This window comes from Shewanella sp. KJ2020 (assembly GCF_024197625.1).
GTDB lineage: Bacteria > Pseudomonadota > Gammaproteobacteria > Enterobacterales > Shewanellaceae > Shewanella.
Genome location: NZ_JAKUKD010000008.1, coordinates 146,440 through 159,706 on the forward strand (window position 1 = coordinate 146,440; position 13,267 = coordinate 159,706).

Consider the following 13,267-nt stretch of genomic DNA (forward strand, 5'->3'; position numbering starts at 1 on the left):
ATTGGGTTAAAAAAGACAGGAGATCGTTTTAACCCCAATTGCAGAGCTGTTATCAGCTCGTCTGACGTTTGGCGAGCCATCCATCAATGCTGAACAAGGATAATTATAATGATACTAAATCACTTAATGGGGCTATACACTCATCCAAAACAAGAGTGGCAAACGATTGAAAAGAACCATGAGGCACTCAAAAGTAGCTTAAGTCATGTGTTACTTATTGCCTTAATCCCTGCGATTTGCAGTTTTATTGCCACGGCATATATAGGCTGGAATCCTGGGGCTGGCGATCCTATTTACCTTACACCTCAAAGCGCGATGTTTATGTCTGCGGGCATGTATCTAGGTCTGATTGGCGGTGTATTCGCCCTCGCCTATTTAGCCTATTGGATGGCAAAAACCTTCGATGCACAGCCAACTTTTACGCAAGCATTAGAGCTTGCTTCCTACACTGCAACTCCCTTGTTTATGGTGGGGCTCGCAGCACTTTATCCCGTACTCTGGTTTATTATGATTGTTGGGCTGATTGGTTTGGCCTATTCGGTCTACTTACTCTACGCTGGCGTACCTATCATTATGAATATTCCTGAGGAGAAAGGCTTTATCTACGCCAGTTCCATGGTTACTGCGGGTCTTGTGCTCCTCGTAGGATTAATGGCTACGAGTGTGATCCTTTGGAGTTTAGGATTTGGCCCTATGTATCAATAACGGCCAGTATCTATAACGGCGAAAGCCTATTGGCACTAGCTTGTCCTATTCAGTAAAAATAAAGAAGCCGTGAAAATAAAAAAGGCCCCTAGATAACATCTATGGGCCTTCTCTTTTATCGGTGAGTCGTCGAGCTTGACCTAACGTTCAATCAACATATCAGTGCAACACTTATTCAAACGCTTATTCAAACTGTTATTCAAAAGAGTCGCGCAGTGCAACCGTGAGGTTAAAGACTAAATGCTGTGGCGTTGAGTCTTTATTATCGGCGCAGAAATAACCTTCACGCTCAAACTGATAAGCCTTCTCGGCTGGCGCATTCACTAGACTAGCCTCAACCACCCCATTTACCACCACTAAAGACTCAGGATTTAATACTTCATCCACAGTCTCTGCCGCTGCAGGGTTTGGATCGGTAAATAAACGTTGGTATAAACGGAATTCTGCAGGTTTGGCGCTAGAAGCCTCAACCCAGTGAATTACGCCTTTGACTTTACGACCATCAGCTGGGTTTTTACCTAAGGTTTCAGGATCATAAGTACAGTAAACCGCCGTGATATTGCCTTCGCTGTCTTTCTCACAACGCTCAGCTTTAATCACATAGGCATTACGCAAACGCACTTCTTTACCGGTAACTAAGCGTTTGTATTGCTTGTTGGCTTCTTCTTTAAAATCGGCGACATCAATCAATATTTCACGGCCAAAGGCGAGTTCACGGGTGCCCATGCTCTCATCACTTGGATGAGAAGCCGCTTGAATGGTCTCAATTTGTCCTTCTGGATAATTCTCAATCACCACTTTTAATGGGCGTAAAACGGCCATCGCCCGCGGTGCATGCTCATTGAGCTCCTCACGGATACAGGCATCGAGCATGGCCGCTTCAATCATATTTTCTTGCTTAGTAATGCCAATACGCTGACAAAACTCACGGATTGATGCGGGTGTGTAGCCCCGACGACGTAGGCCAGCAATCGTTGGCATACGTGGGTCATCCCAGCCTGATACGAGTTTGCGAGTCACCAGATCGTTAAGTTTACGCTTAGACATCAAGGTATATTCGAGATTCAAGCGGGAAAACTCGTACTGGCGAGTACGGTTTGGTGCTTGGAAATCATCTAAATTATCGAGCACCCAGTCGTATAAACGGCGGTTGTCTTGGAACTCTAATGTGCACAGCGAATGGGTGATATGCTCCAGCGCATCGGAAATACAGTGGGTAAAATCGTACATAGGATATATGCACCACTTATCACCCGTTTGATGATGATGTGCAAAGCGAATGCGGTAAATAACCGGATCGCGCATACACATAAAGGGCGATGCCATATCGATTTTGGCACGCAGCGCACACTCACCTTCTTTGAATTCACCCAAACGCATTTTTTCAAATAAACGCAGATTCTCTTCTACAGAAGTATCGCGATATGGGCTATTTTTGCCCGGCTCTTTTAGAGTGCCACGGTATTCACGGGTTTCATCGGCATTTAAGAAACACACATAGGCCAAGCCTTTATTGATCAGTTCCACCGCATATTGATGTAACTGGTCAAAATAATTGGATGAATAACGAACATCACCATCCCACTGGAATCCAAGCCAACGCACATCCGCCTGAATAGAATTAACATAATCAATGTCTTCTTTTTCAGGATTGGTATCGTCAAAACGTAAATTGCATAGACCCTTATAGTCACGCGCTATGCCAAAGTTTAGGCAAATAGACTTAGCATGGCCTATATGTAAGTAGCCATTTGGTTCTGGCGGGAAACGAGTCTGCACAGTCGTGTGCTTACCACTTTGCAGATCCTCATCTATGATATTACGAATAAAGTTACTCGGACGTACTTCAGTGTCCACATGACTCATGGAATTCCTCTTTGCGAACAATGGCAATTTTAAGAAAACCAGCATGATCCTACAGATCACTACTAGTTACAATGCCTAGTGCTAAAAACTCTGGCTTTTAGGCAGTATGGGTTATTGCCGTGATAGTAAAACAATAAAAGCAGCCATGAAAGCTGCTTTTATCTTTGTCTTCACTGGGCTGACATTTGTTATTCAGTAATGATACGTATCCCAGGAATGATCTGCTGCGTTCTTTTTCCCTTACGTTTAAGCCAAAGGTAAAATCCCGCTAAAGCCAATAGGAAGAAACCAATCCACAGGCTCGATTGCAGCGGATGCGCACTAAAGGTCGCCCCTTGGTACACAACGGTGGCCGAGCCATAGGCCAAAGCAAAAGTCCAGGTCGCGGCAAAGGTTGCCCAGCGAGAACCAAACTCATTGACTAAAGCCCCCATAGCCGCAACACAAGGCGTATACAACAAGATAAATAGCAAGTAAGAGAACGCAGCAATTTGACCACTGAAACCAGTTTGCAAAGCACCGAAGGTCGATGTCGCCACACCTTGCTCTTCTGCTATCGCTTCTTTATTGGTCAAATCACCAACCGATAACTTGAGCGGATCTTCAAGATCTATTCCAAACAAGTTTGCAGGAATCGTCGCCAGAGCTGCATTAAAACTTTCACTTAATGGTGTCAGTTCTTCATCAGCGGGCGCTGCAGTGCTGTACAAGCTGTTTAAGGTACCGACTACGGCTTCTTTCGCAAAAATCCCCGTAATAATTCCCACCGTGGCTGGCCAGTTTTCCTGCTCGATTCCCATTGGCGCAAATATTGGCGTCACCTTTTGACTCGCAACACTCAGCAAGGATGCTTGGCTATCCTCATGACCGAAGGTGCCATCAACACCAATGGCATTGATAAAGTTTAATAAGGTCACCACCAGCACAATCGTTTTGCCCGCACCGAGAATAAAGCTCTTAGTGCGTTTGCCTGTACGGACCATAACAGCCTTAAGCTTAGGCAATTCGTAACTGGGTAGCTCCATCACCACCGCGCTGCTAGTGCCCGGTAATAAGGTGCTTCTTAGCAATAAACCTGTGCCAATCGCGGCAAAAATGCCCAGGATATAAAGTAAGAAAACCAGGTTCTGCCCAGAGTCTGGGAAAAAGGCCGCAGCAAAGAGTGCATAAACGGGTAAACGAGCACCGCATGACATAAAAGGAGCCATCATGCCGGTGACAATACGCTCACGCTCGCTGCCTAGGGTTCGTGTCGCCATAATCGCAGGTACTGAACAACCAAAGCCCACAATCATAGGCACAAAGGCTTTGCCTGGCAGACCGATACGGCGCATTAAACCATCGACCACAAACGCGGCACGAGCCATATAACCAGAACCTTCAAGCACCGACAAACCGAGGAACAGCGCGGCAATCACAGGAATAAAGGTCGATACCGTTTGAATACCTTGGCCAATACCACCCGCTAAGATGGTGACTAGCCAGTCTGGTGATCCCATACTCGTCAAGAATGAACCAAAGTGATCGACAAAAAGTGCGCCAGCAAACACATCGAAGAAATCGATAAAGGCACTGCCGATATTGATGCTGAACATAAACATTAAGTACATGACAAATAAAAACACGGGAATGCCAAGTACGGGATGCAACACCAGCTTATCGAGTTTGTCGGTCAGTGTCAGAAAGTCATCCGCTTTCACTGAGCTTTTAAAAACACGCTCAACAAAATCAAACCTTGTGGTGGCAACCATCACTTCAATATCATGGCCTTGCGACGATATTTGCGCAGTGCACGTATTCACTTCATCCTGCAGTTCGGCATTCTTGCAGCTACCGCAACCCGAACCATTTCCGAGCATTGCCAAGGCACGGCCACGGCTTAATTGGGGATCTTTGCTGCAAAGTAAGCTCACACCCGCTTCAATTTGCGCATCATAATTGAGCATTAATGGTGCTTCAGACACTTTGCCTTGGAGCAAATCCAGTACTTGTGCTTGTACTTTAGCGACATCGGCGCTATCCCGTGAGCAAACACCGATGACTGGGCATCCCAGCTCTTGGCTCATTTTCTGCACATCAACTTTGATGCCGCGTTTGATCGCCGCATCAATTTTATTGAGCACGACCACCATAGGAATCGCGAGCTCTCGCAGTTGGGCCGTAAGGTATAAATGCCGCTCAATGTTAGTGGCATCGACTAAATTGATAATGCCATCAACCCTTTGCTCGGCTATATATTGCTGCGCGATTTGCTCATCGAGGGAACAATCACAACTGCTGCCCGCGGGCAATAAATCATAAATGCCGGGCAAGTCCGTCAGATAGACATCGGCACCATTTAAGGTGAAATGACCCGTTTTCTTCTCAACTGTCACACCGGACCAGTTACCGACCTGTTGATTCGCGCCAGTCAGCGCGTTAAAGAGTGTCGATTTACCCGCATTAGGGTTACCGACGGTGACGCAATGAAACTGCTTAGTCATTCGCCTTTTCCACCTCAATGATGTCTGCCAAGTCTCTGCGCATACAAAGTTTACTACCACGAATATCCAATTCTAAACCTGAGCCCATAGGCGCACGTCGGATCAAAGCAAATCGCGTATTCGGCGTGATCCCCATAGATAATAATTTGCGCTTCACTGTTTGCGGCAGATCTAATCGCCCGATTTCAGAAATAATGCCACGATCACCGGGACTGAGCTCGCTTAACTTCATTACGTATTCCACCTTGCAACCGCTTCAGCTTGAAAAACTGTGCCCATTGTAACTGAGCCATAAACCGAATAATTTTACCTAGATCAATATTTTTGACTGGTAACGATAATAGTTTTCAATTGTGTTGGGTATTATGTGACAAAAATCCCCATGAATAAACGGCCAGCTTAAAATAAAAATCCATATTCAACCTCATCCGCTCCCCAAGGTTAAAAAGAAGGTAAACAAACAGTCATCTAACAAGGGCGTGATCTAAATCACACTTAGTCATTATAACCAGCGAAATCATCCTTCTTTACAGTCAAAAATCCCACAAAAATGTTAAGCAGTTGTCATAAAGGTGTTCTAATATTAATCAGCTTAATTAAGCTAAATTAGCAATGTCGAAAGCTTGAAAAATAACAAATAAAACGCACTCGGGAAAAGATGAACATGGATATAAGGCTAAAGTTCAATGACATAGTGAAAGCTATGTTTGCTGTTATGTTGGCAATAGTGAGCCTTTCGGCCCCCGCAACCCCCTGGGATGATAAAAGCCCAGAGGAAGTTGTAGCAACATTAGACAAAAAATTTGCCGAAGGTCAGTACTCTGCAAAGGGAGCAGATACTTGCCTGATGTGCCACAAAAAAAGTGCTGTGGTAATGGCAATATTTGATGGTGTGCATGGCAATCCCAATGTTAAAGACTCCCCTATGGCTGACTTGCAGTGTGAAGCCTGCCACGGCCCGCTCGGTGCCCATAATAAAGGTGGCAAAGAGCCGATGATCACCTTTGGCCAAAATTCTCCGGTACCGGCTCAGAAACAAAATAGTGTTTGTATGAGTTGCCACAATGATGACCAGCGCATTGCCTGGAAAGGCAACCACCACGATAACGCCGACATTGCCTGCAGTAGCTGCCATCAAGTTCATACCGCAAAAGATCCTATCAGTGATAAAACCAATGAAGTCGCCATCTGTAGCCAGTGTCATACCCAGCAAAAAGCCGACATCCACAAACGCTCAGCCCATCCATTACAGTGGCAACAAATGGTGTGTAGCGATTGCCATAACCCCCATGGCAGCTTGAACGATTCGAGCTTGAAACAAATGAGCGTGAATGAAAATTGCTATAGCTGCCACGCCGAAAAACGGGGGCCCAAGCTATGGGAGCATGCCCCAGTCACAGACAACTGTGCCAATTGCCATAACCCCCATGGTAGCGTGAACGAGGCAATGTTAATTAGTAAGCCACCCCAGTTGTGTCAGCAGTGTCACGCGTCAGATGGCCATAGCAGCAATGCTTACTTCGGCAATCAAACCAATGCCTTCACCTCTGGAAATTCCTGTATGAATTGCCATGGGCAAGTACATGGTTCAAACCATCCATCGGGCAAGTTACTACAGAGATAACAAGGGAATGATCATGCAAATAGCTAAAATGTCTCATCATAACACTTGTTTTTCAGTCACTGTGCTTGCTTGGGCGATAAGTAGTGCCCTCACTCAAGCCCATGCCGAAGGCTATGAACTACAAAAAGCCAATCGGGATAGCATTAAAACTGCGGCCTGGAGTTGTAAGCAATGCCAACCTAAAACGGGCCATATTGGCGAGGTAAGTGCCACCCTCGCCTACAATGATGGCGAAGACAGTCGCTTCGGAAATATGACAGAAACGGATAAGGATGGCCTCGTTGGCGCCGTCGGTGCCGATATGCAGTACAAAACACCGACGGGTTATCAAACCGAACTCGTTGTCGATAACTTAGGTTATGATGCAAGCTCGGCCAAACTCACCACGGGAAGACCGGGCAACTATCAAATCAACTTAGGTTATCGGGGCTTAGCAACCTATAACCACAATCAGTTAAAGAGCCCCTACGTTGCAGAACAAGATAAGATGCTGTTACCCAATAACTGGGTCACGGGCGGCACCACGCAAACTATGCCTATGTTGCAGAGCAGCCTTGTTAATCAAGATTTAAGCCTGCAGCGGGACCGCTTCACACTCGGTGGTTACTATGCGGGCAAAATATCATCGAGCAGCCAATATAAAGCCTCACTAAGCTACCAACATGAAGACCGCAGCGGAGCTAAGAAAACCAGCGCGAATATACTCACCAATAGCGTGATGCTCGCTCAACCCATTGATGACAGTAACGATCAAGTCGACGCTCGCGTTTATTTTAGTGGTACGGGTTGGCAGGCTGGTATCAATAGCCAGATGAGCCAATATAAAAATGATCATCAAGCATTGCAGTGGCAATCGGCATACACGCCCACCTTTGGTGCCGCATACACAGGGCAAAATGCAGTTGACCCTGACAATAAGGCCTACCGAGTGGCAGCAGAAGCCTCCGGTGGTGCCAATGGTCATAATGTACTCATGCACACAGGTTTTAGCCGCATGTCCCAAGATGAGGCATTTGTCCCTGCCACTATCAATGGTCCCTCACCTGTATTACCCACAGATAGCCTAGAAGGCCAAGTGGATATCCTAGAGATGATCCTGAAATATTCAGGGCGGATCACCCAAGATTTCAGCGTGCAGACAAACTACAACTATCAAGATAGGGACAATAAAACCGATAAATTAGACTTCCCACAGGTTATCACCGACAGTTTTCATCAGGGCACGGCGCAAAACAGCCTCTATGATAAACAAACCAAAAAGTTCGAGCTTAAAGGTAAATACCGTTTTACATCATCAGCCTATGCCGAAGCGGGCTACATTCGTGATGAAAATGATTACACCGAGCTTGATCGGCAATCCGTCGATGAGTACAGCGTATTTGCGAAACTGAGTTATCGCTACTCACCCAGCTGGTCTGCTTGGTTAAAAGGAGAAGCACTGGAGCGTGATGGCAGTGAATACGATCCTGTAACTACAACCCAGAGCCCCAGTAATCCTTGGTTACGAAAATCCTACCTTGCGGACAGGAAAAGACATAAAGTCACCTTACACACTGATTATCAGAGCGATATGGGGCTCTCTCTCGGCGCAAGTTTACACAGTGTCGACGATGACTATCACCATACCTCCGTGGGCTTAACCCAAGTATCCTACCTAGGTTATGACATGTCGGCGCAATACGCCTTCAGTAATGATCTTAGTTTAAATGCTTTCCTCAATCAGGATTGGCGCGACTCGGACCAAGCAGGCAGTAACAGCTTCTCAACCCCCGACTGGTACAGTACATCCGAAGAAAAATCCACCCTTATTGGCGCAGGCATAGTCTATCAAAATCTATTCGATAACCACCTCGACATAGGCTTGGACTATAGCTACTCCGATGGTCAGAGTGACACCGACGTCACCTATGGTATCACCAGTCCCTACGGCGACTACTACGCCCGCAAACACAATATTAATGCCTACGCCAAATATAAGTTTGCCGAGAGTATGTCGCTGCGCGTCGATTGGTTATTCGAGAAATATCAAGATGCTAACTGGCAAAACCAAGGCACGACGTGGGATAGCATCCCCAATGTGCTCAGTTTTGGCGATATGAACCATGACTATAACGCCCATTACCTAGGCTTGACCTTAAGCTACCAAATGTAACTTAGGCATTTACAGCGTATTCCAAGGATAGAAATATGAACAAGTTTGCAAAATTTAGCACTCAATTCAGTCTGATGCTGGCCTTAGTCACCCTATTTACCGCCTGCGGTGGTGATGATGGAAAAGACGGCAATCCAGGTGAACCAGGCAAGCCACCAGCACTCACCATTACCGATCTTAACCTGACAGTGGATAAAGTCATCCTACAGGAAGGCATTGCTCAAGTTGACTTCCAAGTGAGTAACCAAGATGACGAGGCCATTATTGGTATTCCATCGGCCACCTTTATCGCTGCGCAATTGCTTCCCCAAGGTTTTACGGGGGCGGGAAATAGCAGCGAATGGCAACACTTTACCGCCGAAACCTGCGCAGCAAGTTGCCCAGGCAGTCTGACAGATCATAAAAACGGTCACTACACTTACACCTTCAGCGCCCCGTTCAATGGTATGAATGGCGTGACTTTTATCCCCGATGCGACCCAAAGAATGGTAGTCAAAATCGGCGGTGATACCCTTGCCGATAGCACCCCATTACCGACCACGAATCAACATTATGACTGGCAATCATCCGGACAAACCGTCGCCTACACCCGTAACTTAGTCACCATAGAAACCTGCAACAGTTGCCACAGCGACCTGACTTTCCACGGCGGTAAATATAACCAAGTAGAAACCTGCGTCACCTGCCATAACAGTAAAAAAGTCAGTAACCCTGCAGATATTTTCCCACAGATGATCCACAGCAAACATTTAACCGGATTCCCACAATCGACGAGTGACTGCCAAACTTGTCATGCCGATAACCCAGAGTTAGCCGAACAGCAAAACTGGCATCGAGTCCCGACAATGCAAGCTTGTGGCGCCTGTCACACACAAATAAACTTCCCCGCGGGAGAAGGCCATCCAGTACAAATGGATAATAGTAATTGTGTGGCTTGCCATAACGCAGAGTGGACCGCCAGTGTACACAGCGATGAAGCTCAAACCGCAGCACTCAAACAATTTAGCCCTAGCATCACCAGTGCCAGTATGGATGCCAATGGTACTGTCACAGTCGCCGTTAAACTGATGAACCCAAGCACAGGAAGCGTATATAACGAAAGTGCAGATAAACTCAAATTCATCAATGACCTAAGAGTTTATGCTAACTGGGGGACCAGCTTTGATTATTCAACGAGGTCGGCTCGTTCAATCAAACTCCTTGAATCCCTCCCCGTATCGGGTGCGAATGGTATTTATACCTACACTATATCGGGTCTTACCGTGCCAGCGGGCACAGAAGCAGACCATGGCGGATTGGCGATTCAAGGTAGAATTTGTGCTAAAGACAGCGTTCTGGTGGACTGCAGTACTGAACTCGCAGAAGTACTAGTGATTAAATCCAGCCACAGCTATTTTGATATGTCGGCCCTAAGCACCGAAGGACGCCGGACTGTCGTCAGTAATGCCACCTGTGGTCATTGCCATGGCGATCAAAAGCTTAATATTCACGGCTCGCGTAATGATCTTGAAGGACAATGTCAGCTTTGTCATAACGCCAATATGCAGGCCGATGCCACAGCAGCGAATCCTTCGGCGACATCATTTGATTTTAAACAACTGATCCACGGTATTCACACCAGCCAGTTTGCTGGCTTTGAAAGCCTAAACTACCCAGGGAAAATAGGTAACTGTGCCCAGTGCCATGTCAAAGATGCCGCGGGTATCTCTACGGTTGCCTTGCCGCTAAATCCAGCCGTACAACCCCTTGCCCTCAATAACGGTACATTCACTAGCCCCATTGCGGCGGTGTGCAGTAACTGCCACGCCAGCGATGCAACCCATAGCCACATGATGCAACAAGGTGCAGTGTTTGCGGGGACCAAAGCCGATGCAACCGCAGGCACCGAAACCTGCACTTTCTGTCATGGACAAGGTGCCATGGCCGACGTACTTAAAATACACCCTATAAACTAACCCTCTGATGCTGGTCTAAAAGGCCAGCAACTGCAGATATAAAAGGAACTCATACTATGCAGTCATCTACCCCTAAAGAAATAGTCAGATCTCAGTCACATTACCCACTTAAAATGACTGATAAATACCAGTGACTTAGTTAGCCTTACAGATGGAAAACTAATTCCACACATCTTATGCGGGTAATGAGATTTATTCTTATCTACAAAAGTATTTGATGATGATTACAACTATTGCAGGGAAATATCATGATGAAACGGTTCAATTTCAATACCGCAACAAAAGCGATGTTGGGTGCCGGTTTACTCTCTCTACTACTCGTCGGTTGCGGTGGCGATGATGGTAAAGATGGTGAAGACGGTCAACCAGGCGTTGTCGGTGTAAATATCGACTCTACTTCGACACTTAAAGCCAATTTTACCAATGCTACGGTCGAAGCGGGTAAAGTGACTGTTAACTTTACATTGGAAAATGCTAACGGTGTTGCCGTTCTTGGTTTAACGAAAGATCACGACATACGTTTTGGTATCGCACAGCTGACTCACGTTACTGAAGCAACAGCCGATCCAGCGAAACCGGCTGATCGTGGCCTCCAATGGCAAGCCTATATCAATGCCAAGAAAGAACCCGGCACTGCGCCAGCAGGCGTTGATAACTTAAACCCTTCGGCACAATATCAAGCTAACGTCGAATCAGCCAGTAAGTGTGATACATGTTTAGTCGACAATGGCGATGGTAGTTATAGCTACACCTATCAAACTAACATTGCAAATGTGACTGAACCTTTAACCGTCACTTATAGTGCAGACGCTACCCAGCGAGCTACGTTAGAACTTCAATTACCACAATTGGCGGCAAATGCTCACTTAGATTGGCAACCATCAACAGGTAAAACAGAAGGCATTCAAACTCGCAATGTCGTTTCAATCCAAGCTTGTTACACCTGCCACCAACCTGAAAGTCTAGAACTGCACGGTGGTCGTCGTGTCGATATTGAAAACTGTGCATCTTGCCATACTGCAACTTCAGGCGATCCAGAGTCAGGCAATAGCATTGAATTCACTTACATGATCCATGCTATCCACAAAGGTGGCGAACGCCATACCTTTGATGCAACAGGTGCAGAAGTACCTGCTCCTTATAAAATTGTCGGCTATGGCGGTAAAGTCATTGACTACGGCAAAGTTGGTTTCCCATTAAAACCTGCGGCTGAGTGTTCAGCTTGTCACGTTGAAGGAACTGGCGCACCAGCCAATGCTGATCTATTTAAAGCAGATTTAAGCAATCAAGCCTGTATTGGTTGCCACACTGAAAAACCATCTGCCCACCATAGCAGCACAGATTGTACATCTTGCCACAATGCTACCGAGCCTTACGGCGGCACAGGCAGTGCGGCTAAGCGTCATGGTGATGTGCTAAAAGCTTACACAGATGCTGAAGCAATGAACGTTAAGTTCACTGACATTGCAGCAGATGCCAATGGCAAATTAACATTCAAAGTCCAAATCTTAGACGGTTCTGGTAATGCGGTAGATAAACCCAGCATAAATCAGTCAAGTAGAGTGCTTATTGCATGGGATAGTGATAAAAACTACCCTGAATACGCTTCATCTTCTTCTCGTCGCGTTGCACTATCGGAAGGTACATTTGATGCGGCTAACAAAACTTATTCGTTAACTGCTAGTAAAATGGTATTTCCTGCAGACGCAGTAGGTAAAACTTTCGAACTATGGTCAACTCTTGAAGTTTGTTTCAACAACGGCGGTTACGGTGTTTCAGATGTTGTGATGACCGATTGTTCTACACCCAATGTACGCAAAGTTATGATCAAAGAAGCTCCATTCCATTTTGTTTGGAACGGAACAGCTGCTGACCAAAGTGCTAAACCAGGTGTACGCCGTGAAATCATTGACCCAGCTAAGTGTCAAGGTTGTCATAATCAAGAAATCCACCATTATGACAATGGCGTCAACTGCCAAACTTGTCATACATCGGACAAAACCCTGAAAAATGATGCGGCCTATCCAGGCGGTAAGATACCAACCAGCTTTGCTTGGAAAGCGCACGAGCGTGAAGGCCATTATCTGAAGTATGGTGGCGTTCAATCAGGTACTGTACTAAAAACTGATTGTTCAACCTGTCATACCGATAAAGGTATTACCTTAGGACGTGCTCCAGAACGTGCATGGCGCTATGGTGATACTAATAACAATGGTGCTGATATTTGGGTATCGTCCGATGCGGGTGCTTGTTTAAGCTGCCATCAGAAATATCTGTCTGATTCTGCTAAATCTCACATTGAGACTAACGGTGGTATCTTAAATGGTACCAGTGCTGCCGATGTTCAAACTCGTGCATCAGAAAGCTGTGCAGTTTGCCATACACCAACTCAATTACGTGAAGTTCACGGTAATTAGTCATAATACTTAATAAAGTAAAGTGACCATTTTAAAGAGAGAGGATAAAACCTCTCTCTTTTTAT

Annotated in this window: 8 protein-coding genes; 5 read left to right on the forward strand and 3 right to left on the reverse strand. The window is 46.1% G+C overall.

Annotation, left to right across the window (positions count from 1 at the left end; all coding sequences use genetic code 11):
* The first annotated feature begins 108 nt into the window (after nt 1-108).
* Nucleotides 109-705, forward strand: a complete 597-nt coding sequence (locus tag MJO46_RS04920; RefSeq protein ID WP_253988352.1) for a Yip1 family protein — start codon at nt 109-111, stop codon at nt 703-705.
* A gap of 195 nt (nt 706-900) precedes the next feature.
* Here MJO46_RS04920 and glnS read toward each other — a convergent pair whose 3' ends face one another.
* From glnS to MJO46_RS04935, 3 genes are all read right to left on the reverse strand, one after another.
* Nucleotides 901-2,571 carry a glutamine--tRNA ligase gene (glnS, locus tag MJO46_RS04925; RefSeq protein WP_253988353.1) on the reverse strand — a complete coding sequence of 557 codons (1,671 nt, stop codon included), beginning with the start codon at nt 2,569-2,571 and terminating at the stop codon, nt 901-903.
* A 188-nt stretch (nt 2,572-2,759) separates the two neighbouring features.
* Nucleotides 2,760-5,054, reverse strand: a complete 2,295-nt coding sequence (gene feoB / locus MJO46_RS04930; protein ID WP_253988354.1) for a Fe(2+) transporter permease subunit FeoB — start codon at nt 5,052-5,054, stop codon at nt 2,760-2,762.
* The gene (locus tag MJO46_RS04935) at nt 5,047-5,286 is read right to left on the reverse strand and encodes a FeoA family protein (protein WP_007647118.1); all 240 of its coding nucleotides are present in this window, start codon (nt 5,284-5,286) and stop codon (nt 5,047-5,049) included. Before MJO46_RS04935 ends, feoB begins: the two co-directional genes overlap by 8 nt.
* 426 nt (nt 5,287-5,712) lie before the next feature.
* Here MJO46_RS04935 and MJO46_RS04940 point away from each other — a divergent pair, with 426 nt between their 5' ends.
* The 4 genes from MJO46_RS04940 to MJO46_RS04955 all read left to right on the forward strand — a co-directional run bounded on the left by MJO46_RS04940 (nt 5,713) and on the right by MJO46_RS04955 (nt 13,202).
* Complete coding sequence (locus tag MJO46_RS04940; RefSeq protein WP_253988355.1) at nt 5,713-6,678, forward strand: DmsE family decaheme c-type cytochrome; 966 nt, start codon at nt 5,713-5,715, stop codon at nt 6,676-6,678.
* Between the two features lie 13 nt (nt 6,679-6,691).
* Nucleotides 6,692-8,830, forward strand: a complete 2,139-nt coding sequence (locus tag MJO46_RS04945; protein WP_253988356.1) for an MtrB/PioB family decaheme-associated outer membrane protein — start codon at nt 6,692-6,694, stop codon at nt 8,828-8,830.
* Nucleotides 8,831-8,865: 35 nt separating this feature from the next.
* Entirely contained in the window at nt 8,866-10,785 is a 1,920-nt protein-coding gene (locus MJO46_RS04950; RefSeq protein WP_253988357.1) for an OmcA/MtrC family decaheme c-type cytochrome, read from the forward strand.
* 248 nt (nt 10,786-11,033) lie between these two features.
* Entirely contained in the window at nt 11,034-13,202 is a 2,169-nt protein-coding gene (locus MJO46_RS04955) for an OmcA/MtrC family decaheme c-type cytochrome (protein ID WP_253988358.1), read from the forward strand.
* Nucleotides 13,203-13,267: the final 65 nt, after the last annotated feature.

Bases quoted from the DNA above. Each gene is read 5' to 3' on its own strand.
- MJO46_RS04920 (WP_253988352.1), top strand. From the start codon at position 109: ATGATACTAAATCACTTAATGGGGCTATACACTCATCCAAAACAAGAG.
- glnS (WP_253988353.1), bottom strand. From the start codon at position 2,571: ATGAGTCATGTGGACACTGAAGTACGTCCGAGTAACTTTATTCGTAAT.
- feoB (WP_253988354.1), bottom strand. From the start codon at position 5,054: ATGACTAAGCAGTTTCATTGCGTCACCGTCGGTAACCCTAATGCGGGT.
- MJO46_RS04935 (WP_007647118.1), bottom strand. From the start codon at position 5,286: ATGAAGTTAAGCGAGCTCAGTCCCGGTGATCGTGGCATTATTTCTGAA.
- MJO46_RS04940 (WP_253988355.1), top strand. From the start codon at position 5,713: ATGAACATGGATATAAGGCTAAAGTTCAATGACATAGTGAAAGCTATG.
- MJO46_RS04945 (WP_253988356.1), top strand. From the start codon at position 6,692: ATGCAAATAGCTAAAATGTCTCATCATAACACTTGTTTTTCAGTCACT.
- MJO46_RS04950 (WP_253988357.1), top strand. From the start codon at position 8,866: ATGAACAAGTTTGCAAAATTTAGCACTCAATTCAGTCTGATGCTGGCC.
- MJO46_RS04955 (WP_253988358.1), top strand. From the start codon at position 11,034: ATGATGAAACGGTTCAATTTCAATACCGCAACAAAAGCGATGTTGGGT.